This is a genomic window from Campylobacter sp. VBCF_01 NA2 (genome assembly GCF_027797205.1).
Taxonomy (GTDB): domain Bacteria; phylum Campylobacterota; class Campylobacteria; order Campylobacterales; family Campylobacteraceae; genus Campylobacter_B.
The window spans coordinates 1,365,641-1,390,517 of the sequence record NZ_CP115607.1; the positions used below are offsets into that span (position 1 = coordinate 1,365,641).

Sequence of the window (24,877 nt, forward strand, 5' to 3'; positions counted from 1 at the left end):
CTTTGATTACGCCTCTTTTTTCGCCTCTTTTGCAGCCTTGATTTGCTCGAAAATTTGAAGCATACCAATCATCGCCAAATGATATCCCACAGGGCCAAAGCCGATGATTTGACCAGCTGTAACAGGAGCTATCATTGATTTTTCGCGGAATTCCTCTCTACGGTTGATGTTTGAGATATGCACCTCGATCGTAGGCAACGCCACAGCCATAAGCGCGTCTCTCATAGCGATTGATGAGTGAGTGTAAGCGGCTGGGTTGATGATGATTCCATCGCATGTGCCATAGCACTCTTGGATTTTATCGACTAGCTCGCCCTCGAAATTACTTTGGAAAAACTCGATTTCTACGCCACTTTGCTCTGCTACGACTTGCATTTGTCTGTGGATATCTTCCATTTTCATACGGCCGTAAATCCCTGGCTCGCGTAGTCCTAGAAGGTTGATATTTGGTCCTTGGATTACCATAATTTTCATTTTTTGTCCTTTTTAAAAAAATTTAATCGCTCATTATAGCCAAATATTGCTTATTTTTGACTATCTTAAATTTTTACTAATTTATTGTAAAATATTTCATCACAAATCACAAGGATTAATTATGAAAATTTTAAAGGCGAAGTGGATTTTAACCTGCGATGAAAAATTTAAAATTCACCGCGACAAAGCCGTAGTTTTTGACGAAAAAATAGAAGAAATTTTAAAACCAAATGAAGCTAGGGAAAAATACCCCGAGGCTGAATTTATCGATTGCGGAAGCGATATCGCTATGCCAGCGTTTATCAACACACACACGCATTTAGAATTTAGCGCGAACCGCACGCACCTAATCTACGGCGATTTCGTAAAATGGGTCGCCTCTATCGTAAATGCCAGAGAAGAGCTCTCCAAACAAGCCTTAGAAACGATAATCGAAAAAGAAATTTTAACTATGATGAAATCAGGCGTGGCTACAATCGGCGAAATTTCTAGCTTTGGCACAGAGGCTCAAATTTGCGCCAAATCGCCTGCGCGCTTCGTGTTTTTCAACGAAATTTTAGGCGCAGATAAAAACACAATCGACGCAAATATAGATAAATTTAGCGAGCGCTTCACAAGGTCTGCTGAGCTTGTAAGCGATCTGTTTATCCCGGCAGTTTCGGTGCATGCGCCATACTCCACGCACCCAGAAATCACGAAATTTGCCACTGATTTTGCCCGCGATAACGAACTTTTGATGAGTTCGCATTTCATGGAGAGCAACCATGAGCGCGACTGGCTCAAACACGGCAAAGGCGCGTTTAAAGAGTGGCTTGGGGCGTTTTTGCCAAACCCAAAACCATTTTATTCGCCAAAAAGCTATATCGAGTATTTCAAGGGCGTGCGCACGCTCTTTACGCACTGCGTCTTTGCAGATCTCAAACTTTTTGATAAAAAACTCCACTCTATCACGCACTGCGCGGTCTCAAACCGCCTTTTAGGCAGAGATAGATTAAAGCTAACTAGCGTTATCAAAAACGGCTATTTATTTTCTATCGGCACAGACGGGCTAAGCTCGAATATCAGCCTAAATTTCCTCGACGAGCTTAGGGCAAATCTCTTTGTGCATGACGGATTGGAGCTTAGCAAGCTTGCGCGCGAACTTTTGCTAGGTGCGACAAACCGCGCGGCAAAATCGCTGGATTTGAATTTAGGCGAGCTAAGTAGTGGCAAAATCGCAGATATCGCCGTATTTGAGGGATTTGAATGCGATGAGAGCCAGCTAGCGTTACAGCTGATTTTACAAAGCAAAAACGCAAAATCACTATATATCAAAGGCAAAAAATGCAATTTCTAAAAAACCTTTTTACGCCCATTTTAGCGGTGCTTGGCTTTATAAATAAATATTTTAAATCAATGATATTTTTACTCATTGTGTTTTTGATTTTTAGCGGGGATAAAAGTGCGCAAAGTCCAAATGCAAATTTAGCCACGATAAATTTGACCGGAGCGATTATGGACGATAGTCAAATTTTAGAAAAAATCAAAGAAATCGAAAACAACGGCGCAATCAAGGGCGTTTTGCTCATCATTGATAGCCCAGGCGGAGCTCTAAGCCCAAGCGTAGAAATCTCACAAGCGATAAAATCCCTAAACGCCAAAAAGCCAGTCGTAGCATACGCCAAGGGCACAATGGCGAGCGGAAGCTATCTTAGTGGCGTGTGGGCTAGTAAAATTTACGCAAACCCAGGCTCGTTTATCGGCTCAATCGGCGTGATTATGCAAGGGCTTGATGTTTCGAATTTAACCGAAAAAATCGGCATTAGCGAGCAAGTCGTTAAGGCTGGGGAATTTAAAGAGGCTGGAACCATGATGAGGCCGTGGAGCGAGGCTGAGAGAGAAAGTCTGCAAAGCCTAGTAAATCAAAGCTACGAGCTGTTTGCGCGCGAAGTGGCAAGTGCGAGAAAGCTTAAATTCGACGAGCGCGAAATTTGGGCGAACGCTAGGGTATTTTTAAGCGCGCAGGCCAAAAAACTAGGCCTAATCGACGAGGTCGACTCACTGCAAAGCGCCAAAACAGCGTGCGAAAAGCTAAGTGGCGTATCAAATCCAATCTGGCTAGAACCAAGCCCGTATGAAAAAATGCTAAATAAACTCGCCACACAGGGCTCTGCGATGATTTATAATCTAGCGCACGCGCGTTTAATGGCGTTTTAAGGGCTTTTTGCTCATGCTAATAATTCGCAAGATAATTTTCGCGATTTTGATTTTTATGGCTATCGTCACGACCGCGGTGTTTTCGATGTTTGTTTATAATGTCTTTTTCTCTGACGAGAAAAGCCCTAGCGAAATTTTATTTGAAAAAAAAGAAATCAAACGACTTTAAAGGAGAAAAAATGCCACTACTTGATAGTTTTTTAGTAGATCATACCAAGATGAAAGCCCCTGGCGTGCGACTCGCCAAAAAAATGACCACAAAGGGTGGCGATAGGATTTGCGTTTTTGATTTGCGATTTTGCAGGCCAAATTTAGAGATTATGAGCGAGCGCGCCACACACACGCTCGAACACCTTTTTGCGGGCTTTATGAGAGCGCATTTAAACAGCGCCGATGTCGAAATCATCGACATTTCGCCAATGGGGTGCAGGACTGGATTTTATATGAGTTTAATCGGCGAACCGCGCGAAGAGGAGATAATTCACGCGTGGAAGAGCTCTATGCGCGATGTGCTAGCGGTAAAATGCCAAAGCGACATACCAGAGCTGAATAAATTTCAGTGTGGCACCTGCGAAATGCACTCTTTGCAAGGCGCCAAGCAAATCGCACAAAATGTGCTAAACAAGGGCATTTGCGTCATCAAAAACGACGAAATCAAACTTGATTTATCTTTGGTGAAGTAAATTTCACTCGCAATGACGATAAATTTGCTCAATCTGTCATTGCGAGGATTTGCCTAGTAAAATTTTAAATTCCCATATCCTCTGCCATTTTTTTCACAGCTTTAAAATCCACCTTGCCGCTGCCTAAAATCGGTATTTCACCCACTTTTTTTATCACGCTTGGCTGCATTATCGGGGCTAAATTTGCACCCTTTATCATCTGCGAAATTTCATCTTCGCTAAACTCGGCGCTGTATAGTAGCGCGATTTTTTCGCCCTTTTTCTCATCAGCCAAATTTACGCACGAAAAGCTAACCGTAGAGCCCAAAATTTCGCCTATCGCCCCCTCTACTGCGCCCAGACTTATCATCTCGCCACCGATTTTTGCGAAGCGCGAAAGGCGGTCTGTGATAAACAAAAACCCGTCATCGTCGCAGTATCCGATATCACCGCTGTTATAATACCTCACGCCATCGATCTCGATAATCGCGCGCGCCGTGCGCTCTGGCTCATCGTAGTAGCATTTCATCACCTGCGCCCCGCCGATTAGGATTAGCCCTGCTTCGCCGTTTCCAAGCTCGGCGAAATTCACAGGATCGACGATTTTTATTATCGTGCCAGCTAGTGGCAAACCCACGCTTTTTTCGCGGTTGAAGGCAAGTTCCTTGAAAAAATCAGGCTCTAAAATATTTGGCGTATTTACGCTCACCACAGGTGCAGTTTCTGTGGTGCCGTATCCCTCGTAGATATCCACGCCAAATTTGACCTTAAAGTCCTTTTTCACGCTCTCGCTCAGTTTTTCAGCACCTGCGATTGCAAGGCGCAAATTTCGAAGCATTAGCGGATTTAGGCGTTTGTTTTTGGCATAAAGTCTAAAAAATGTCGAGGTTCCAAACATAATCGACGCGCCGTATTTCGCGCTCATTTTGCCCACGCAAAACGCGTCTGTCGGATCTGGGACATGTATGCTCAAAAGTCCGTCATTTAGCGGAAATAGCGTCGTAACGGTTAGCCCAAAGCAGTGAAAAATCGGCAATGAGGCCAAAAGCGCGTCTTCGCCCGTGGCATTTACGAGTTCGGAGATTTGGCGCACATTTGCCATTATGTTTTTGTGTGTGAGCACCACGCCTTTTGGGCGTCCCTCGCTTCCGCTGCTAAATAAAATCGTAGCCTCATCGTCGATTGCGTGTGGCGCGATATACAAAACCTCGAATAAAAATTTCGGCATCAAAAGAGCCTTTATTGCCGTGCTTATGCGCTCTTTGCGTGTGATATCTGCGCCGATATCCTCCAAATACACTAATCTCTCGCCAAGGCTACTTTCTAGCTCAAATCCGCGCGATTTTAGCTTTTCGACAAATTTTTTCGAGCTGATTATGGTGCGCAAATTCGCCTTTGTGGCGCAATACACGAGATTTTCTTCGCTTAGAGTGTAGTTGAGATTTACGCTGATTTTTCCCATGGCTAAAATCGTCAAATTTATCGCACTTGCAATCACGGAGCTAGGCAGGATTATGCCTATGTTTTTTTCATTTCCTATGCGCGGCGCTAGGCGCTTTTGAAACATTATTAGCGCGCTCATCATCGCTAAATTTGTAAATTTCACCCCTGTGCTATCGACCGCAACCGCCTTAAATGGCGAAATTTTCGCCTGATTTAGCCAGTTATACGCTAAGGGATCAAGCGAGCTAAGGTATTTTTCCCAGCTAAAAAACGATAACTCTCTCACGGCCTTTTTGACCTCGTGCGCTTTGGCGTTTATATCTAGTGGCGCACCAAAGCTCACTCTAAGGGCGTGCGTGCCAAGCTTGGAGATTGTTTTTTTGTAATGTTCGCTAGCCCTCGAAAATGTCGAACCCCAAAGCCCACGGATATAAAACGGCACTATCACGGCATTTGCGCCCCGTGCGGCGTGCTCAAATCCAGCTTGAAACTCATCAATTCTGCCGTTGTAGCTAATGTGCCCTTCTGGGAAAAGCCCCACCACTTCGCCAGCATTTAGGGCTTCTTTTATCGCGCCAAGCGCACTTTTGCTGACCCCTGCGCCGATCGGAATTACGCCAAAAATTTTCAAAAACCACTTCAAATACCACAGCTCATAATAGCTTCTATGCATTACAAAGCGCACAGCGCGCGGGCAGGCAAGCTGCACGACCGCCCAATCTATCCAGCTAATGTGATTGCCTAAAAGCAAAACTCCGCCACTTTGCGGGATATTTTCTAGCCCATCGACGCGGACTTTATATCCAAATTTCAAAAACGGCAAAAGCAAAATTCGCATGAAAAGGTGCGGCAGGTATCGCGCGCTAAAAATTCCGCAAATTAGCACGCACAGCGCGCACATTACAAAGATTTCGCCACTATACACGGCAAAATTTACTAGAATTATGGCGATTATCAAAAACAGCACCATAAAGATATTTTGGATAAAATTTGACCCCGCTAGCACGCGCCCCATGCGCTCATCGCGGGTAAAAAATTGAATATTCGCATTAAGTGGCACGATAAAAATTCCACCGCTAAATCCGAAAAATAGCGACGCCAAAGATAGCGTAAAAGCCGAATTTGCGTTTGCCAAAATCATCAGCGCAAGTCCTAGCCCAAATGCGCCAAATGGCACGATTCCTAGCTCGATATGTTTTTTGCAGTAGCTTCCTGCAAACACCGCTCCCAGCGCGATTCCGATTGCGCTTAGTGCTAAAATGACTTGGATAATCATCACATTATCATTTCCGCTAATAGCCTTGAAATGCGCCGGAAATGTCGCAATTACGAGCTGTGAAACAGCCCAAAACATCGAAAGTCCAAGCGTGCAGAGCAAGATATTTTTATCCGAGGTTACAAATTTTAAATTTTGCCTTAGATACTCAAATTTTGCGAATTTTGCAAACTCAAATTTCGCCTCAGGTTCGGCAGCGTCAAAATATGGAATTTTATACGCAAAATACGCCTCCACCATAGAGCCAGCCACGAGCAAAAGCCCGATAAACCACACCGAGCGCAAAAGCTCGCCAGCACCTGCGCCTTGCTTTGCGAAGCTTTCAAAAATCACAGAAAACACAAGAGAAGAGAGCAAAATCGCGATTATGGTTAGAGCCTGCACTGCGCCGTTTGCCGCGCCTAAATTTTTCGCTCCGACGATTTTTTTGATTAATCCATATTTCGCGGGCGAGTATATCGCGCTTTGCGCAGCTAAAAGAATTGTCATAAAAAATGCGAAATAAAACCACCCGCAAATGTATCCAAGCGTGATTAGCGCGCACAGCCCCACGCCAAGCAGGGCGCAAGCGCGAGTGATTTTCGTGCGCGAGAATTTGTCGTTTAAAAAGCCAGAAGTGCTAAATAAAAAAATATATGGAAGCAAGATTAGCATATTTACAAGCGCGGTCAGGGCAATGAGCGTGTCGCCTGAAAAGCTCTTGACTAGGACATTTTGGATAGTGATTTTGTGCGCGAGATCCACGCTGGCGTTGATAAACATTATTATCATAAAGGGCAAAAATCCGCTGATTTTGAGTAAATTTTTCATAATTTTTCCTTGAATTTGCGCGAATTTTAGCCTTTTAAATTTAACATAGAAAATTTAAGCCGAATTTGATAAAATGCGCCAAATTTTATCAAGGAAAATTATGCAAGTAACTATCACCGAGCGCGATGTGAGCGCACTTAACAAATTTATGCTTCTTCACAGCAAAAAAGCAAAAAAACAAAAAATCGTCAGCACCTATGCGATCGCCTTTGAGTTTTTGATCTTTGGTATCATCATCGACGGACTTTTCAAAACAGCCCCAATTGCAAGCGTCGCTTCGCTAATCATGGGCGCGCTGTGGCTGGTGTTTTTCCCTAAATTTTATCGCAAAATGCTTCGCAAACATATCGCAAACGCCGAAAATATCGAGCCTTCGAGCGTGGTGATGAATTTTTTGTGGAGCGAGGCTGAGATTAGCTTCGCTAATGGAGAGGCGAGTGCGAGCGAGAAGTTCGCTACTAGCGATTTAAACCGCATAGCTAGGAGTGGCGAAAACTATTTTTTGGGCTTTGAGCGTGGATTTCATATAGTTTTGCCTTACACCGAAGATACTGCGCGCGAAGTGGAAAATTTGGCTAAATTTCGAAATTTAGCAATCGAAAGCGTGGATTTAAATCAGAAAATTTGATTTTGTTTTGTCAGTGCTTCGCTTCCTTGCAATGACAATAGCGAGGAAAATTTGTTTAATTTGTCATTGCGAGAATTTGCGCTTAATCCGCGCCCAAAGCGCCTAATTTGTCAAATTTTTAAAAAAATGCAAAAATTCCCATAAATTCTTTAAATTTTACCGCTTTTTTCTGTGATTTAAGTTATAATTTCAGCTATTTATAAAATTTCAAAGGAGTTTGAGATGAAAGCATTAAACAAAAGCAGAGGAAGCATTGTCTTAGCTACAATTTTGTTTGCCGTAGGCGGAGTTGGCATTGCAGATGCAGTTGGCATTGATGGGGCAACCCCATCTGGCAACAATCCCAACTATATTGGAGTTAAAAGTCCTAGTGGAGCAAAAGTTACTATTAGTGAAAGTGGCAGCGATACTGTAAGTACAAAAACTGTTGTTTTTGGTGGCTATACAAACGGAACAGATAATGTTTTGAACAATAGTGTAAAAGTTGATAACACAACATTAAGTATAGCTAGCATACAGGCTGGTTATAGCACACTTGTTGGCGATGGAACCGAGACTACTACAAGACAGGTAAATAGCAATTCTATTTATATAACAGGCTCAATTCTTAGTGCTAGTATGTGGGCAGGTAGGGCTGATAAAAGTTATGCCGGTGAAGCTAAATATAATACAACCGTGATTGATAAATCATCAGAAATTAATCATAATCAGCTTAGAGGAGCGATAGTATATTCAAGTAACGGTAAAGCAGAGTATAATACGCTTTCGGTTAAAGACAGCACAATGTATGCCCATGGCAATTCTTTCGAAATAACAGGTGCAATGGGGCAAGCAGATGATACTACAAAACCCGTTACTGTGAGCTTTAATCAACTCATCTATGAGGGAGTTACTACATACGCTCATCCAAATAAAGGCGCTACTTCTAAATATCTATTTGGTGGTGCGACAAGAGTCGGTGAAGTAAAAGATAACCGAGTATATGTAAAGAATCTAAATAAAGATGTAGGTAATAGTGTTGCGATAGAAACTAATGTCGTAGGCGGTGCTACTTATAGACCAAATTCGGGTGGTGCGACAGGAAATATAGCTGTCGCAACAGGAGGAGAGAGCAAAATCGCAAATATCTATGGCGGTGCAGTAGGATTGGCTCCTTCTGTGGGCGCATTGGGCGAGAAAGATAGTAATGGTAACGATGTATATGAAAATGGAAAACAGAAGCTTAAACTTGATTCTCAGGGAAACTATATACTACCAATAACTGGCAAAACAGATGGGGCAAATAATAACTTAGCCATTTTGGATTTATCAGATGCTGGAATAGTAAATAAAAATGTATATGGCGGATATGTATCTGATAAATATGATGTAACACGAAAATTGGAAGGCACAAACAATGTAGAAGTTATAGACACGATTTCGTATGATGCAACCACAAAAGATAATGCCGTATATTTTATGAGCGGAACTGTCGCTGGTAGTGTAATCGGCGGAAGCAAAGAAGCGACAGGAAATACCTTAATACTAGGCAAAGATAAATATAATCTTGGCAAAGTAAAAGCAGGACAAATTTCAAATTTCAATACTTTGCAATTTAACGCATTTACTCACGGTGATAAAGCCACCCTTACGCTAACAAATCCTCAAATCGGGGCTGATTTAGAGAGCGTGGCGATAAATGTCTTGAAAGAGGACGCTAGCGGGGCGGTCAAAGTAAAAGTCGGTGGCAATAACAATCGTGAAGTAAGTATTGAAGAAAGAGGCGGTGGCGGTGGGGAAAACGCTATAACAAATTTAACCAAAAACGCTATCAAATACGGCACAAATTTAGATAAAATCGCCATTATCACAGGTGGCGCACAGGCTAATAATAACATAGAAGAGACGCTAACAAGATCTCGCACAGATGAAGAATATCAGGCAAAATACGGCATAGGCGATACTTTTAGTTATACTTACGATGTAATCGACCTTAATAAAGAAAAAAACAAAAAATTCTATCTAATCAAATCAGCCACGAGTTTGCAAAATATTATCCCTGATCCAAATAATAATATTAATGGAATAGATATCAACTGGCAAAACAAAGAACACAGTGGCGAAACGCTAGCAAACGGCGCAAAGATAGTCGATGCGTTTCAACCTGATCAAATTTATAAAATTTTAAGCTCCAAAGAATACACCAGAAATTTACGCGGTATATATTTGGAAAACAATGATGAAAACCTCTATTTCACAGGCACAGATGAAATAACAGAAGAGTGGAGCGATCCTAAATTTAACACGAACGAATTTGCCAAATTTAACCAGCCTTCGAATACAGGAAATCATGTTTATGTCGAAACCAACATTCAAACTGGTGATTTAGGTGGAAAAACAATCTATGGCGGATATAGCGACAGTGATGATTCTACTAAAAATAGTGTTGAAAACAACAACATCTACATTAATCAAAACGCTAACCTATCAAACGCTACAATCATAGGTGGATTTAGCCAAAAAGGCAAGGTTTCAGGCAATAGCATTGATTTAAACAAAACTAACATTACGGCTGATATCATCCTAGCTCAGACCGAGAGCGGAAGTGTAGAAGTTTCAAGCGATGATATCAAAAACGCAGACAAAGTTACGATTGGCGGCTCAGTAACTATTGCTAAATCCACAGGAAGTGCAAATTTAAATGGCTTAAATTTTGAAATGCCAAAATTTGAAAAAATCACAGGCGATTTTACCTTAGCAGATACAAACACAGGTAGTGCAAATGAAAATTCTTTAACACTCAACAATGATATTAATGTAGATGGAAATATCTATACTGCAAAAAGCTTAGGCAATGCAAACAAAAACACCCTAACACTAAACGGTAATGTTAAAGCTAATGAAATCTATGTCGCAAAAGGTGCAAATGAAGCTACCGATAACAAACTAATAATCAATGGTGAAATCGATAGCACAAAAGTAGTCGTGGCTGAGGGAAAAACTACAAATAAAAATATTGCTGATTTTAACTCAGGCAAAATCACAGGCACACTATATGGTGGTATCGGCAGTGGCAAAGAAAATACTCTAAATGTAAATTCTACTAAGTTAGAAGCTGGAAATGTAGCTAACTTTAATATTATGAATTTTAAAGATATAACTTCTACTAAGAATAACAGCGATAACGCAGCCCTAATCCTAACCAAAGATGAAGCAACTGATTTAAGCGGAGTTAGAATAGATATTTCAAATAGCCCATATAAGGTAGAAAACTACGCCACACTAGATAAAGATAGCAAATACTATCTAATCCACAAAAACAACAACAAGCTAGCAAACTACGATAAAATTGAAAATAAACCTATGCCAAATCAAGGCAACACGGTAGGAAATGGCGACAAAGCAGTAGGCGCACTTCAAACAGACCAAGTTTATAAAATTTTAGACAAAGATACCTACACCAGAAATCTAGCAGGTATGTTTGTAAGCGAAAATAAACAAGATCTTTATATAACAGGTGCAAAAGAATTCAAAGAAACTTGGGAAAACGATAAATTTGATACCGATGAATTTGCCAAATTTGACAAACCTGATAACAAAGACAATCATATCTTTATAGAAGCAAACGCTGGTGATTTAGGTGGAAAAACAATCTATGGCGGATATAGCGATAGCGAAGATGTAAATAACAACAATATCTATATCAATCAAGGTGCAAATTTAAGTAACGCTACAATCATAGGTGGATATTCTATATCAGGTAAAGTTTCAAACAACACTGTTGATTTAAACAATACTAGTGTAATAGCAGATATTACACTAGCTCAGACTGATAGCGGAAGCATAGATATAGCTACAACTAAATTAATTAATGCAAATAATCAAAAAATAACAGGCTCTTTAACAGTAGCTAAATCAGATTCTGCAAATTTAGAAAAAGCTACTTATATAATGCCCGAGAACATAACAATAACAGGGGATTTTATCTTAGCTAATAGCGATAGTGGAAATATTTCAAATAATACACTAGATGTAACAAATGCAATCGCTAAAAATATCTATGTAGGAAAAACTAATAGTGGCGAAGTCTCAAATAATACTATCAACATAAAAGGCGATAAAGTAGATGGTAATATTTATGTAGGATATAGCCAATCAAAAGCTACAAATAACAATATCGCAAACTTTGAAAAAGGTGAAGTTACAGGAACAATCTATGGTGGAAACAATGGCACAGGCAATACTCTAAATGTAAAGGATACCAAGCTAAAAGCAGGAAATGTGGCGAATTTCCAAGTTATAAATTTCGACAATAGCAATAACAAGTTAGCTTCTACTAAGAATAATAGTGCTAATGCAGCTTTGATTATAACTAAAAATGAAGCAACTGATTTAAGTGGAGTTAGAATAGATATTTCAGATAACCAATACAATATAGAAAACAATCCGGGTTATGCTACGCTAGATAAAAATAGCAAATACTATCTAATCCGTAATGAAAACAGCACATTAACAAACTACGATCAAATCACAAATACCCCTATGCCAATGCCAAATCAAGGCAACACAGTAGGAAATGGAGATATAGCAGTAGGCGCACTTCAAACAGATCAAATTTACAAGATAAAAAGCTCTGCTTTATACACAAGAAATCTAGCAGGTATGTTTGTAAGCAAAGATGAAAAAGATCTTTATATCACAGGTGCAAGTGAAGTAGAGGAAAATTGGGACAATGCAGAATTCAACACCGATGAATTTACTAAATTTGGCAAACCTGATAATAAAGATAACCATATCTATATCGAAGCAAACGCTGGTGATTTAGGTGGAAAAACAATCTATGGCGGATATAGCGACAATGATGATGTAAGTAGCAACAACATCTATCTTAATCAAAACGCTAGCCTATCAAATACTACAATCATCGGCGGATATTCTAAATCAGGTACAGTTTCAAACAACACTGTTGATTTAAATAATACTAGTGTAATAGCAGATATTACACTAGCTCAGACTGATAGCGGAAGCATAGATATAGCTACAACTAAATTAATTAATGCAAATAATCAAAAAATAACAGGCTCTTTAACAGTAGCTAAATCAGATTCTGCAAATTTAGAAAAAGCTACTTATATAATGCCCGAGAACATAACAATAACAGGGGATTTTATCTTAGCTAATAGCGATAGTGGAAATATTTCAAATAATACACTAGATGTAACAAATGCAATCGCTAAAAATATCTATGTAGGAAAAACTAATAGTGGCGAAGTCTCAAATAATACTATCAACATAAAAGGCGATAAAGTAGATGGTAATATTTATGTAGGATATAGCCAATCAAAAGCTACAAATAACAATATCGCAAACTTTGAAAAAGGTGAAGTTACAGGAACAATCTATGGTGGAAACAATGGCACAGGCAATACTCTAAATGTAAAGGATACCAAGCTAAAAGCAGGAAATGTGGCTAACTTTCAGGTTATGAATTTTACAGGCGATATTACTAAAACGACTTCTGCTGATAATGCAGCTTTAAAATTAACAGCTGATGATAATACTGATTTAAGCAAGGTTGAAATTCAAATCAATGACACCACATATAATCCAGAGAATAGTTATGGATTAAGTGCAAATCAAAAAGCGTATCTCATCGCTCACACTAGTAGTGCAGATAGTGCAGAAAATGTAAATTTCAACGATCTTAAAAACTACGCTTACGGCAAAGAGACTAAAACTATAAAAGACGGCTCAACCGCAATCAATGTCATCCAAACAAATAATGAATATCGTATAATCGATAGCCAAACTTACACTAGAAATTTACAAGGTATGTTTGCCGATAGCGACAAAAACCATATCTATATCACGGCTGAAAACGAGGTAGAGGAGAAGCTAGACAAAACGCTAGGGGATGAGGAATTTACAAAATTCGGAGGTGATATCATAGATAACACAATCACAATCGATCCAAAAGACCCGAGCAAACCGCTTGATTTAAGCAATGTCACAATCGGTGGTAGCGACCCAAGCGGAAATACCCTAAACATAGGTAAAGATTCAAGCAATACTATCGAAATGGATAAAATCACAGTAAAAGATGTGCAAAATTTTGAAAAAATCAATTTCTACTTGCCTAAAAATCCGGGCGTCGGCACAACTGCTGTCAAACTAAGTGACGGTTCTAGTACGGACTTATCAAATTCAAATGTAATGATATATGTCGATAATTTGGATGATTTGGAGAAACAAGGCGGTAGAGTGCATTTGTTTGACGGTAATAACGAATTGGCAAATAATAAGCCAAAAAGTGCAAACTATCAAATCGGTTCAATTTTAATGATAGATGTAACAAATTCCTTAGATTTATCTGTGGATAAAACGACACCGATTACGCCAACTGACCAAACCAAAATTTTCAATGAAGCAAGGATTGCTGGTATGGCGGCTGTTTGGGAGGGTTCGTATCTCATCTCAAACCACTTAGAACGCATTATACCTGATGGATACACCGAGCTTTTCCCTTATGCTATCGTAGAGGGTTACGACAAACGCTACAACACAGGCTCTCATGTAGATAGTTTGGGCTTTAACGCAAACGCTGGTCTTGCAGGCAAAGCACCAAATAGCAAGGGCGAATTTACAATGGGTATTTTCATCGAATACGGCAATGTAGATTATGATGCCTACCTAGATGACGGCACCAAGGGCAGTGGAGACGCATACTACGCTGGTGTGGGCGCATTTGGCAAACAAGAAAACACCACTGGCTCATACTATGAGGGCTCATTTAGAGTAGGCCAGCTAACTACGAATTTCGACGGCACTCTAAATTTCAACGGCGTTAGCAAATACTATGATTGGAGCATAGACTCTACATACTACGCTGTGCATGTAGGTGGCGGCAAAATCGTCCCACTAAGCGATAGCAATGACTTGGATTTTTATGCTAGATATTTCTACACTCATATCGACGCAGCCGATATCAAAATAGATGGAGTCGATACTCACTTCGACGCCCTACAATCACACAAGATTAGAGCCGGCTTGCAAGATAACTTTAAAATAGATGAGCATAATAAATTCTTCGTTGGTTTGGCTGGCGAATATGAGTTTAGCTCAGAAGCAGGAGGACGATTTATCGTGCCAAATGGTAGCACAGGCGAGATGCTAAGCCCAGATCTAAAAGGTCTAACAGGAATTGGCGAAATCGGCTATCAATACAAAACCGAAACGCTTAAATTCGACGCTGGCGTGAAAGGATACGCTGGCAAACAAGAAGGCGTAAGCGCACAAATGGCACTTAGCATTGCGTTTTAGTTAAATTTGGCAAAATTTTAAATTTTGCCAAATTTCTGAAATTTAACCCTAACCAGGGAGCAATCCCTGGTTTTTTTATGGTTTGAAATTTCAAAGAAATGCGAAGCATTTCAGTAAAAATAGAACTAGCTAAATTTAAAGCTTCGCTTTAAATTTAGCCACTTCTAAGGTTTTACAGGGGTGGGGGTTGGTAAGGGGGAGGGTAGCGTCTCCTAAAAAGCGCGCCCTCCCCCTTACGGAGAATTTCAAAATTTAGCCTAAAATTTAAAAAATAATTCAATGCTAAATTTAGGTTGAATTTTGCTTTAAATTTTACTGGATTGCTTCGGCGATAAATCGCCTCGCAATGACAGCAAATTCGCATACTTTAAATTTTAAACTTGTAAATCGCTTCGTCGCTGTCGCTCTTCACAATGACAAATTTGCAAATTTCAAATCTCGGGCGCAGTGTTTAAAAACCCAAAAAGGCTAAATTTTACTCTAATTTACCCATTTTTCACGCTCGCCACTCTCGTCGATTTCGTTGCCGATTTTTTCATAAAGCGCGTAGTAATACTCCACAAACTCCCTACACACCGCGTCTTTTGGCAGATACACGCCGCTAGTATTTTCGACAAATCCGTCCAAAAAGTCGTAAGCGTCGAGCTTTTTGTAATAAGTGCTCGCTAAAATTTCGTAATTTTTCAGGCAAATTTTCTTAAATCTCTCATACCCCGCCTCGCTAAAATCGACTGCGAGCTTCGCGCCGTCAAATTTCAGCACGCCAGAGCGAAATAATAGCGTCAGATGAATTAGCCCCTCGCAATAATACGGCCTCACATCATTTACCCTTTGCCACGCGATGAGCCCCACGCTGCGGCGGATTAGCTCGTCAAGGACCGGTAGGCGCATTTCTGGTTTTTCGTTGAAAAAGAAGTTGATTAATCCGCCTGTGGTGGCCTTGTATTCTTCGACGAGCTTGAAAGCGCCTGATTTATTCATCAGCGACTCTGTGTCCTCGTCGATGAAAAATATATGACCAAACTCGTGGCCGATTGTGGAGATTTCATAGACCATACGCCAAATTTTAGGCTGTTTGAATAAAATTTCGCGCCCAAAATTTAGATAATCTAAATCAAAAATTTGCGATGAAATTTTCATAAACGGCTTGGCTTTGGCGCTTTCATAGACAAAATTTACAAATGCGAAAATTTTCTTTCCGCAGTTTGTGCTGACGAATTCGTCATTTGGCACAACCTGCGCCGAAAATAGCCCGTTTAAATCTGCGCCGTAATAAATCATCGGCGTGGAGATATAAAGCTGGGTTTTATCAATGTTTGAAAGCACGAGCGAGCGCATTACAGGGCTATTTGCGCCGATTTGTTTGTAAATTTTATCAAAGCTAGCACTTATTTCGGCCTTAAATTTATCAGCGTCAAACCTAGTTGGCTGAGATAGTCTGATGTCCCATTCTAGCGCGACTGCGTGTGTGTAGTTATCCTCGTAGTATTCAAGTGGATGGCCGATTTGTATCGGGGATTTGGTCTCCATCCACGCCATTTCAGCGTCCCGCCACGCGCCGATTACAAAGACATTGTTGCGCTCGGCAAAGGCTGTGCGAAGCTTGGCTAGGTAGTAGATATATGCCCGCTCCTCGGCGTTGCTAGCTAGATCTTCTAGCTCTAAAATCGCTTTATTAAATGTGCCGATTAGCTCCTTGCTATCTTCTTCAAATGCCACGGCATAGGGCGCCATGACAAATTTGCCCTCGCTATCTTGGATAATCGCGCCATAGCAACGATCGCAAATTTCATCGTGTGGCGTGCGCTGTAAAAGCTCGTTTTCGAAAAGATACTCTTTGGCGTCCGCGATACTGGCGAAATTCATCTCTAAGCGTTTGTTGTTGGTATCAATGATGAGTTTTTGCCAGCTTTTTTGCATTTGATTGATTACAAGTCCGATTTTATGCACGCTTTTGATAAGTTCCAAATAAAATGGGTTTAAAATTTTTTCCTCTTCAATTTTTGCGATAAGCGCGGCATGCATGTCAGAGTGTATTTGCCTGACATAATCATACATTTTTTCGCGTAGCAGGCTTTGTTTGTTTGCGTCATAGCCTAGCTTGCGAAATTCTTGCATCATCGCTTCTTCTTTTAAATCCACAATGCGCCTTAAAATCGCGATTTTCGCGCTTTGCGTGTCGCTAAATTCGCAAATTTGCAGACCTTGTTTTATGATTTCGCTATCTGAGTTTGCATAAAGTGCGTTTAAATTTGCCTTCGTTTCGCTCACCAATTCATTTAATCGATCGAAATTATTCATATTTTTCCCTTTAAAATTTTGGCTAATTTTAGCAAAATTTTTTTTAAGAGAGTTTTAGTAACTTTTTATTTAATCTGGCTTTGCTACAATGCCAAGCTTAAATTTACAAATAAGGAGAAAATATGGAACACATGGGCGAAGCAGTTATAAAAATCATCGCTATGCCAACAGACACTAACCCAGCCGGAAATATTTTTGGCGGATGGATTTTATCACAGATTGATTTGGCTGGAACGGTCGCAGCAAGGGAGTTCGCGCCTGAGCGCGTGGTCACGATATCGATGAAAGAGGTGATTTTCAAACAGCCTGTTTTCGTGGGAGATTTAGTCACTTGCCACGCAACCGTGACCAAAATCGGCAACACTTCGATTACGGTTTTGGTAAATGTCACAGCCGAGAGATATTGCAAAGAGTCGCGCTCTCGCATTTGCCAGCATGTAACAAGCGCAGAAGTAACCTATGTAGCCGTCGATAGCGAGGGCAACAAACTCGTAATCGATCCAGAGCTAAAAAAATTAAAGGGATTTTAGGCTAAATTTGGCAAATTTTAAAATTTGCCAAATTTTTATTTTGTGTGTTTTTTAAACTCTTCGAAAAATTCAGATTCTAGCTCGGCATTGCTTTTTACAATCATACCAGAGCCGTGTATTACGCTTGGCATACAGGCGGTGCAAATATGCACGGTTTCGCCGTTTTTGTGGGCTTTGATGAATACAGCATTTTCGTCATCGCTACTTTTGAGTGAGCAGATATTGCAGATATAGACATTGCCAGTTTTCATGAGAAATCCTTTGAAATAAACTAAACCACTATTTTATATAAATTTGGCATAAATTTCATTGATTTGCATTAATTTTTTTAAATTTTAGTTGCGATAAAAATATTATATGCGATAAGTATATGATAAAAAACAGCTGAAAAAACAGACCCACGAGCGGAATCAAACACGCTAAATAAAACAAAAATACGCTAAGCATAAATTTATACCCACCGCCCTTTTTATAGCATTTTTCAAAGCTTTTTTTATCTAGGGTGTTTGAAGCGACATCGATTAAAATGAGTTTATAATAAATATAAAAAAATGGTATATTTATCACAAAAAGATTTATTAGTGGAACCGCTAAAAGTAGCAAGCAAAGCAGTAAAATTCCAATAAATTTTAAAATTTCAATCGCCATTAGGGTTAGCACTCGCCCCAAATTTGGCTCATCGGCGCGCTCTAAATGATAGTGTCTTAAATTTATCTCTTTTGTGACAATGGGCGTGAGAAATCCAGCGATAAAAAGTGCGCAAAACACGCTTAGCATAAGCACCAAAAATGTCCCAAAGGTGTAAAAAATCACACCGATTATCCATTTTGTGGCACCATAAGCTAGCAGTTTTGCAATCAGCGGAAATCTCGCCTCGTCCAAAAAGCTAAAATCACCGCTTTTTGCCCCCTCTTCGAGCAGAGCAAAAATCTCGCTTCCGCCAAAATACATAAAATACCCAAGCACTAAAAGCGCGCAAAAAAACGGCAAAAGCGAAAGGGTGATGAATTTTTTCGTAAAAAAATCTTTGATTGAAAGGCGAAAAATTTTACCCATTAAATTTCTTTAAATTTCGCTGTTTTTATAGGCTTTTTCTAAATTTGCGTAAATTTCGCCCACTTCCAAAACGCCACTATTTAAAATTTCGACCAAAACGACATTATCCTCTTTGCCGTTCCAAATTTTGCGGTAGCTGCCCTCTTTATAGCCGTTGTCTTGGCGGAATTTATTTAGCACATTTTTGCCGATATATTTGGCGAAAAGCACCTCCAAATTTACCCCGCACTTGATCGCCACTCTGAAATAATCCTGCAAAAGCGAACCCACGCTAAAATTAAATCCGCTCGTCTCGTGAATCAAAAGCTCGATATCATTTACGATTTCATAAATCGAGTAATCCTCGATATTCGCGCGGTGCGCGCTAAATTCTCTAAACGCACTTACGCTGATTACTTCGCTAGCAATCTCATCAATGCTCTTTAAATTTTTGTTTTGTTCCAAAACATAGCTCATCACAAAGTGCCAAATATCCACGATTTCGATGACGATATTATCTATATCAGGGGCTGCGGCGATGTTTTTCCAGTGCTTCCACGCAAAGCTATCGATTAGCTCAGCACACTCCATATAAATACAACGCTTCCAGTTGATTAATTTGCCGTTTTTGGTGTATCCGTCCTCCCAGCTCACGCCGTTGGTTTCGTCGTTTAGGCGCTGTTGCATTAAAAACATCTCTTTTATTTTTTTATAATTTTCCATAACTTCTCCTAAATTTAGCGCGAAATTATAGCGCATAAAAGAAAATGTAGGTATAATTACTCAAATTTTTGAAATTTTAAATTTTACAGGGGGATTTATGGATAAATTTGACCTATTTTTAAGCAAAATGAAGCTTATGTCAATCGCCGTGCTAGTCGAAAATCTGCCGTATTGCTCAAACGCATTTTACGCTTACGATAAAGATAATAAAACCTTGATTTTCTCAGGGCATGAAGATTCTACGCATATCAAAGCGCTTTTTACCAATCGTTTCGTCTCTGGCACGATTGCTTTGGATACCAAAATCATTTCTAGGATTAAAGGAATTCAGTTTAGAGGTAAAATTCGTAGCGCAGATGAAAACGAAGCTAAAATTTACTTCAAAAGATTTGCCGTTGCCAAGGCGATGAACCCTGAGCTTTTTGCCATTAGGCTTGATTGGATGAAGCTAACCGATAATGTCGTAACCTTCGGTAAAAAGCGCGTTTGGGAGCGCAAAAAAGAGGAGTAAATTTTACTCCTTTTACTTAAATTCAGTTGAATTTGTATCCATAAAATTTCATTTTTATTTTAATTACTTACAACAAATTAAGCAACTTTTAGCTAAAATTTACAGGTTTTACACAATCCCGAACAGTAAGGAGAAATTATGGGAAAAGTTATGAAAACTATGGACGGAAACGAAGCCGCGGCTTATGTTTCTTACGCTTTTACCGAGGTTGCAGGAATTTACCCTATCACACCTAGCTCACCAATGGCTGATTATACAGATATGTGGGCTGCAAAAGGCATGAAAAACCTTTTTGGTATGCCAGTTAAAGTCGTAGAAATGCAAAGCGAGGCAGGTGCCGCTGGAACAGTGCATGGCTCACTGCAAGCTGGTGCGCTTACTACAACTTACACAGCTTCACAAGGCTTACTACTTAAAATTCCAAATATGTATAAAATCGCTGGACAAATGCTACCGGGCGTTATCCATGTAGCAGCCAGAGCCCTTGCAGCGCAAGCTCTTTCTATCTTTGGTGATCACCAAGATGTCTATGCATGTCGCCAAACAGGCTTTGCTATGCTAGCAAGCGACAGTGTGCAAGAAGTAATGGATTTAGGCGGTATCGCTCACCTAGCAGCGATTAAAGGTCGCGTTCCTTTCCTACACTTCTTCGACGGTTTCCGCACAAGCCACGAAATTCAAAAAGTCGAGGTTATGGATTACGCTGAATTTGACAAATTGCTCGATTATGACGCAGTTAAGGCTTTCCGTGATAATGCGCTAAACCCAGAACACCCAAAAACTCGCGGAACAGCTCAAAACGATGACATTTACTTCCAAACAAGAGAGCTAACAAACAAATTCTACGACGCTTTGCCAGATATCGTAGCTGATTATATGGAAAAAATTTCAAAAATCACAGGCAGAGAGTATAAGCCTTTCACTTACTATGGCGCAAAAGACGCTACAAGAGTCATAGTCGCAATGGGTTCAGTAAATCAAACTCTTGAAGAGGTAGTTGATTATCTAAATTCAAAAGGCGAAAAAGTAGGTATTATCAAAGTTCATCTTTACAGACCATTTAGCGTCAAACACCTATTTGCTGTTTTACCAGAATCAGTAGAGAGAATTTGCGTTTTAGATAGAACAAAAGAGCCAGGAAGTATCGGCGAGCCACTATACCTAGATATCAAATCAGCATTTTATGGTAGCAAAAAAGCTCCACTAATCATCGGCGGACGCTATGGCCTAAGCTCAAAAGATGTCGATCCGGCTCAAATGATTGCTGTATTTGACAACCTAAAATCAGACCAACCAAAAAATGGCTTTACTGTGGGTATCGAAGATGATGTCACCTTCCTATCACTAAAAGTCGGCGAGAAAATTTCTCTTGGCGAAGCAGATGAAATCGAGTGTCTTTTCTACGGACTTGGCGCAGACGGCACAGTCGGTGCGAACAAAAACTCAATCAAAATTATCGGCGATAAAACAGATCTTTATGCGCAAGCATATTTCGCTTACGATAGCAAAAAATCAGGCGGTTACACACGCTCACACCTAAGATTTGGTAAAAAACCAATCCGCTCAACTTACCTAGTTTCAAATCCAAATTTCGTAGCCTGTTCAGTAGCAGCGTATCTTGAAATTTACGATGTAATCGACGGTATCAAAGATGGCGGAACTTTCCTTTTGAACTCAATCTGGGACGCAGAGGAAACTATCAAAAAAATACCAAACAAAGTAAAAAGAATCCTAGCGCAAAAAAATGTTAAATTCTACATTTTAAACGCTACTAAACTAGCCCACGAAATCGGACTAGGCAACCGCACAAATACCATTATGCAATCAGCGTTTTTCAAACTAGCAAAAATTATTCCGTTTGAAGAAGCTCAAAAATATATGAAGGAATTTGCATACAAATCATACGCTAAAAAAGGCGACGCAATCGTGCAAATGAACTATGACGCGATTGATAAGGGCGCTGACGGCTTAGTCCAAGTCCCAGTAGATCCTGCATGGGCAAATTTGAAAGACGAAGTAAAAACTGATAGCGTAGGATACAAAGGCACAGAATTCGTCGAAAAAATCGTAAAACCTGTAAATGCAGCGCGCGGTAACGATTTACCAGTATCAGCATTTATCGGACACGAAGACGGCTCTTTTGAAGCAGGCACTACAAAATACGAAAAACGCGGTGTAGGCGTGCTTGTACCAAAATGGATCGAAGAAAATTGTATCCAATGTAACCAATGCGCGTTCGTTTGCCCACACGCTGTAATCAGACCGTTCTTGCTAGATGAAAACGATGTAGCAAACGCTCCACAATACACAAAAGAGCACCTACTTGACGCAAAAGGCAAAGATTTTGCAGGTATGAAATATAAAATTCAAGTAAGCCCGCTAGATTGCACCGGTTGTGCATTGTGTGCTGAAAACTGCCCAAGCAAAGAGAAATCTTTGGTTATGGTTCCGCTTGGTGAAGAAATGGATAAAGGCGAGCAAACAAGCGCTGATTATTTATTCGAAAATATTCGCTATAAAGATGATTTGGCACCGAAAAACAATGTCAAAAATGTAGGTTTTGCTAGACCATATTTCGAATTCCACGGCGCATGCCCAGGTTGCGGTGAGACTCCATACATCACACTTGTAACAAGATTATTCGGCGATCACATGATTGTAGCAAATGCGACAGGATGTAGTTCGATCTACGGCGGTTCTGCTCCTTCGACTCCATACCGCAAAGACGCAAACGGACGCGGTGTCGCATGGGCAAACTCACTATTCGAGGACAACGCAGAATTCGGCCTTGGTATGAAGGTAGCAACTGAGACAATTCGCCATAAAATCGAAGATGTTATGCTAAATACAATGGACGAAGCTCCAAACGCGCTAAAAGCTCTATATAATGACTGGATTGAAAATCGCAACGACACTGTAAAATCTCGCGAAGTTACAGACAAACTAATCCCAATCTTAGAGCAAAACAAAGGCGTTAAGGGCGTTAGCGAAATTTTAGAGAGAAAATCTTACCTAAGCAAAAAATCACAATGGATTATCGGTGGCGACGGCTGGGGTTATGATATCGGATACGGCGGACTTGATCATGTTTTAGCTAGTGGCGAAAATGTAAATGTTTTGGTTCTAAACACTGAGGTTTATTCAAACACAGGTGGCCAAAGCTCAAAAGCTAGCCGCCGCGGTTCTATCGCTCAATTCACAGCTGGCGGAAAACCAGTTCAAAAGAAAGATTTGGGACAAATCGCTATGACTTACGGAAATATTTTCGTAGCTCAAATCAACTCAAACGCTAGCCAAGCTGCTACAATCAAAGCGATTTTGGAAGCAGAGGCTTATGATGGTCCATCACTCATCATTTGCTACTGCCCTTGTATCGCTCATGGTATCAAAGGCGGTCTAAACCACTCTGGCACACAAGCTGAGCTTGCGACAAAATGCGGTTACTGGCCAACTTATACCTTCGATCCACGCTTAGCAGACGCTGGTCAAAACCCACTAAAAATCAGCTCAAAAGAGCCTGATTGGGATCTATACGAGAGCTTTTTGATGAACGAAGTTCGCTACAACGCTCTAAGGAAAAACAACCCAGAGCACGCTGACGAGCTTTATGCTAAAAACAAACAAGACTCTCAAAAACGATACAGACAGCTAAAACGCTTAGCAAATTCTGATTATTCAGACGAGATTTAATCTCGCAGGTTGCGGTAAATTTACCGCAACCTTTTTCTTTATCTCTTCAAATTTCCCCAAATTTAGCCTTTTTAAATTTATAAAAATTCTGAGATTTTTATATCCATTATCAGAAAGTTTTAAATTTTTTGTGTTATAATAACCAATATCAAAACAAAAGGGGATAAAATGAGTGTTTTAGTAATAGGCGCAGATGAAATCACTCCAATAAAGGTCGTTTTGCACAATCTTGGCGCGACGCATATCGAGCATTGGGACGCACGCAACGAAAACCGCGTCAATCGCAAACCAATCCCGCAAAACACCGACTGCGTGGTAATGCTAACTAGTTTTTTAAACCACAACACGATGAAAAAAATAAAAAGCGAAGTCAAAAAGCGCAATATCCCGCTTGTGTGCGCAAAACGAAGCGTGAGCTGTGTATTTTGCGAGTATTGTAAAATTTTCGGGCTAAAAAATACATTTTGTTGCGATAAAGACAAAAACGATTAATCTAAAATTTCGCCCAAATTTCTCGCTGAAATTTTGGGTGAAATTTAGCTTTTTACAAATTCCCAAATTTAGCCCTTTTAAAATTTGCTAAATTTAACCAAACCGCGATTTTAGCGCACTTTTAGCAAAATCAGAATTTTGCATTTTTGCGCGATTTGTATGCGAATTAATCACCAAATTTAAGTATAAATTCATAGCAAAATTAGTAATATAGACCCTCGAAATTTAGCTTATAAAGGATTTTAAATGATAGGCATTATCTACGGTAGCTCGATGGGAAACACAGAAGCAGCCGCAAAACTCATAAGCGAAAATTTAGGCATTGTAAATGAAATCAAAAATGTAGCAGATATCACGCCAGCGGACCTCGCAAACTACACCGCGCTCATCGTGGGAAGCTCTACTTGGAACGATGGCGAACTCCAAGACGATTGGGCGAGCTTTGATTTTGATTCGCTCGCAATTAATATAGCTGGCAAAACGGTAGCGATTTTTGGCATGGGCGATAGTTCGAGCTATTCTGGCGCATACTGCAACGCAATGGCGGAATTGTATGCCAGATTTAAAACCGCTGGCGCAAAAATCATAGGCGCGGTGCCGACTGAGGGTTATGAATTTAGCGCAAGCAAAGCCATAAAAGACGGAAAATTCGTAGGCCTTGCCCTCGATAACGACAACCAAAGCGCCCTCACAGAAGGTCGCATAAAGGCTTGGTTGGCCCAAATCACCCAAGATCTTCAATGATTTTAAGATACCTTATGGTCTCTTTTTGATTTTCAAATTTTAATTTTTAAAGCTTTCAAATTA

The 24,877-nt window shown here is 40.2% G+C and carries 17 protein-coding genes; 11 read left to right on the top strand and 6 right to left on the bottom strand.

Annotated features, from left to right (window positions below):
• Window positions 1-6: 6 nt before the first annotated feature.
• Window positions 7-474, bottom strand: coding sequence for a type II 3-dehydroquinate dehydratase (gene aroQ, locus PF027_RS06945; RefSeq protein WP_270859780.1), 468 nt, complete (start codon window positions 472-474; stop codon window positions 7-9).
• 121 nt (window positions 475-595) lie between these two features.
• Between aroQ and mqnF the strand changes: the two genes are divergently transcribed.
• Genes mqnF through luxS form a run of 4 tightly spaced genes read left to right on the top strand, consistent with a single transcriptional unit; the run spans window position 596 to window position 3,353 of the window.
• Window positions 596-1,810 carry an aminofutalosine deaminase family hydrolase gene (mqnF, locus tag PF027_RS06950; protein ID WP_270868909.1) on the top strand — a complete coding sequence of 405 codons (1,215 nt, stop codon included), beginning with the start codon at window positions 596-598 and terminating at the stop codon, window positions 1,808-1,810.
• Complete coding sequence (gene sppA / locus PF027_RS06955) at window positions 1,798-2,670, top strand: signal peptide peptidase SppA (protein ID WP_270877253.1); 873 nt, start codon at window positions 1,798-1,800, stop codon at window positions 2,668-2,670. Before mqnF ends, sppA begins: the two co-directional genes overlap by 13 nt.
• Before the next feature lie 13 nt (window positions 2,671-2,683).
• Entirely contained in the window at window positions 2,684-2,839 is a 156-nt protein-coding gene (locus tag PF027_RS06960) for a hypothetical protein (protein WP_270874969.1), read from the top strand.
• A 10-nt stretch (window positions 2,840-2,849) separates the two neighbouring features.
• A complete protein-coding gene (gene luxS / locus PF027_RS06965) occupies window positions 2,850-3,353 on the top strand; it encodes an S-ribosylhomocysteine lyase (RefSeq protein WP_270862793.1) in 504 nt (167 codons plus the stop codon).
• Window positions 3,354-3,417: 64 nt separating this feature from the next.
• Here luxS and PF027_RS06970 read toward each other — a convergent pair whose 3' ends face one another.
• Entirely contained in the window at window positions 3,418-6,861 is a 3,444-nt protein-coding gene (locus PF027_RS06970) for an acyl-[ACP]--phospholipid O-acyltransferase (protein WP_270877254.1), read from the bottom strand.
• 100 nt (window positions 6,862-6,961) lie between these two features.
• On the opposite strand from PF027_RS06970, the gene PF027_RS06975 reads away from it, so the two are divergent.
• Both PF027_RS06975 and PF027_RS06980 read left to right on the top strand, forming a co-directional pair.
• Window positions 6,962-7,489: a hypothetical protein gene (locus tag PF027_RS06975; protein WP_270872719.1), complete on the top strand. Its 528-nt coding sequence runs from the start codon at window positions 6,962-6,964 to the stop codon at window positions 7,487-7,489.
• Window positions 7,490-7,711: 222 nt separating this feature from the next.
• A complete protein-coding gene (locus tag PF027_RS06980; RefSeq protein ID WP_270877255.1) occupies window positions 7,712-14,788 on the top strand; it encodes a hypothetical protein in 7,077 nt (2,358 codons plus the stop codon).
• 480 nt (window positions 14,789-15,268) lie between these two features.
• Here the strand turns inward: PF027_RS06980 and ciaB are convergent, their stop codons facing one another.
• Window positions 15,269-17,089 carry an invasion protein CiaB gene (ciaB, locus tag PF027_RS06985; protein WP_270872721.1) on the bottom strand — a complete coding sequence of 607 codons (1,821 nt, stop codon included), beginning with the start codon at window positions 17,087-17,089 and terminating at the stop codon, window positions 15,269-15,271.
• A 122-nt stretch (window positions 17,090-17,211) separates the two neighbouring features.
• Between ciaB and PF027_RS06990 the strand changes: the two genes are divergently transcribed.
• Complete coding sequence (locus tag PF027_RS06990; RefSeq protein ID WP_270862798.1) at window positions 17,212-17,619, top strand: acyl-CoA thioesterase; 408 nt, start codon at window positions 17,212-17,214, stop codon at window positions 17,617-17,619.
• Window positions 17,620-17,654: 35 nt separating this feature from the next.
• On the opposite strand, the gene PF027_RS06995 is transcribed toward PF027_RS06990, so the two are convergent.
• From PF027_RS06995 to dut, 3 genes are read right to left on the bottom strand one after another with little or no spacing between them, the layout of a single operon-like run.
• On the bottom strand, window positions 17,655-17,870 hold the full coding sequence (locus PF027_RS06995) for a hypothetical protein (protein WP_270859918.1): 216 nt from the start codon (window positions 17,868-17,870) through the stop codon (window positions 17,655-17,657).
• Between the two features lie 55 nt (window positions 17,871-17,925).
• Window positions 17,926-18,675 (bottom strand): EI24 domain-containing protein, encoded by a 750-nt coding sequence (locus PF027_RS07000; RefSeq protein ID WP_270871547.1) that lies wholly within the window; start codon window positions 18,673-18,675, stop codon window positions 17,926-17,928.
• A gap of 9 nt (window positions 18,676-18,684) precedes the next feature.
• Window positions 18,685-19,377 carry a dUTPase gene (dut, locus tag PF027_RS07005; RefSeq protein WP_270872722.1) on the bottom strand — a complete coding sequence of 231 codons (693 nt, stop codon included), beginning with the start codon at window positions 19,375-19,377 and terminating at the stop codon, window positions 18,685-18,687.
• 97 nt (window positions 19,378-19,474) lie between these two features.
• Here dut and PF027_RS07010 point away from each other — a divergent pair, with 97 nt between their 5' ends.
• The 4 genes from PF027_RS07010 (at window position 19,475) to PF027_RS07025 (ending at window position 24,814) form a co-directional block, all read left to right on the top strand.
• Window positions 19,475-19,888, top strand: coding sequence for a hypothetical protein (locus PF027_RS07010; RefSeq protein ID WP_270872723.1), 414 nt, complete (start codon window positions 19,475-19,477; stop codon window positions 19,886-19,888).
• A gap of 138 nt (window positions 19,889-20,026) precedes the next feature.
• On the top strand, window positions 20,027-23,578 hold the full coding sequence (nifJ, locus tag PF027_RS07015; protein WP_270872724.1) for a pyruvate:ferredoxin (flavodoxin) oxidoreductase: 3,552 nt from the start codon (window positions 20,027-20,029) through the stop codon (window positions 23,576-23,578).
• 168 nt (window positions 23,579-23,746) lie between these two features.
• Entirely contained in the window at window positions 23,747-24,070 is a 324-nt protein-coding gene (locus tag PF027_RS07020; protein ID WP_270872725.1) for a DUF2325 domain-containing protein, read from the top strand.
• A 246-nt stretch (window positions 24,071-24,316) separates the two neighbouring features.
• Window positions 24,317-24,814 (top strand): flavodoxin, encoded by a 498-nt coding sequence (locus tag PF027_RS07025; protein ID WP_270872726.1) that lies wholly within the window; start codon window positions 24,317-24,319, stop codon window positions 24,812-24,814.
• Window positions 24,815-24,877: the final 63 nt, after the last annotated feature.

What these genes read in the sequence shown, in the direction of transcription:
- PF027_RS07025 (WP_270872726.1), top strand. Translation starts at nt 24,317, where the DNA reads ATGATAGGCATTATCTACGGTAGCTCGATGGGAAACACAGAAGCAGCC.
- PF027_RS07000 (WP_270871547.1), bottom strand. Translation starts at nt 18,675, where the DNA reads ATGGGTAAAATTTTTCGCCTTTCAATCAAAGATTTTTTTACGAAAAAA.
- aroQ (WP_270859780.1), bottom strand. Translation starts at nt 474, where the DNA reads ATGAAAATTATGGTAATCCAAGGACCAAATATCAACCTTCTAGGACTA.
- nifJ (WP_270872724.1), top strand. Translation starts at nt 20,027, where the DNA reads ATGGGAAAAGTTATGAAAACTATGGACGGAAACGAAGCCGCGGCTTAT.
- PF027_RS07020 (WP_270872725.1), top strand. Translation starts at nt 23,747, where the DNA reads ATGAGTGTTTTAGTAATAGGCGCAGATGAAATCACTCCAATAAAGGTC.
- PF027_RS06990 (WP_270862798.1), top strand. Translation starts at nt 17,212, where the DNA reads ATGGAACACATGGGCGAAGCAGTTATAAAAATCATCGCTATGCCAACA.
- PF027_RS07010 (WP_270872723.1), top strand. Translation starts at nt 19,475, where the DNA reads ATGGATAAATTTGACCTATTTTTAAGCAAAATGAAGCTTATGTCAATC.
- luxS (WP_270862793.1), top strand. Translation starts at nt 2,850, where the DNA reads ATGCCACTACTTGATAGTTTTTTAGTAGATCATACCAAGATGAAAGCC.
- PF027_RS06980 (WP_270877255.1), top strand. Translation starts at nt 7,712, where the DNA reads ATGAAAGCATTAAACAAAAGCAGAGGAAGCATTGTCTTAGCTACAATT.
- PF027_RS06970 (WP_270877254.1), bottom strand. Translation starts at nt 6,861, where the DNA reads ATGAAAAATTTACTCAAAATCAGCGGATTTTTGCCCTTTATGATAATA.
- dut (WP_270872722.1), bottom strand. Translation starts at nt 19,377, where the DNA reads ATGGAAAATTATAAAAAAATAAAAGAGATGTTTTTAATGCAACAGCGC.
- PF027_RS06995 (WP_270859918.1), bottom strand. Translation starts at nt 17,870, where the DNA reads ATGAAAACTGGCAATGTCTATATCTGCAATATCTGCTCACTCAAAAGT.
- ciaB (WP_270872721.1), bottom strand. Translation starts at nt 17,089, where the DNA reads ATGAATAATTTCGATCGATTAAATGAATTGGTGAGCGAAACGAAGGCA.
- mqnF (WP_270868909.1), top strand. Translation starts at nt 596, where the DNA reads ATGAAAATTTTAAAGGCGAAGTGGATTTTAACCTGCGATGAAAAATTT.
- PF027_RS06975 (WP_270872719.1), top strand. Translation starts at nt 6,962, where the DNA reads ATGCAAGTAACTATCACCGAGCGCGATGTGAGCGCACTTAACAAATTT.
- PF027_RS06960 (WP_270874969.1), top strand. Translation starts at nt 2,684, where the DNA reads ATGCTAATAATTCGCAAGATAATTTTCGCGATTTTGATTTTTATGGCT.
- sppA (WP_270877253.1), top strand. Translation starts at nt 1,798, where the DNA reads ATGCAATTTCTAAAAAACCTTTTTACGCCCATTTTAGCGGTGCTTGGC.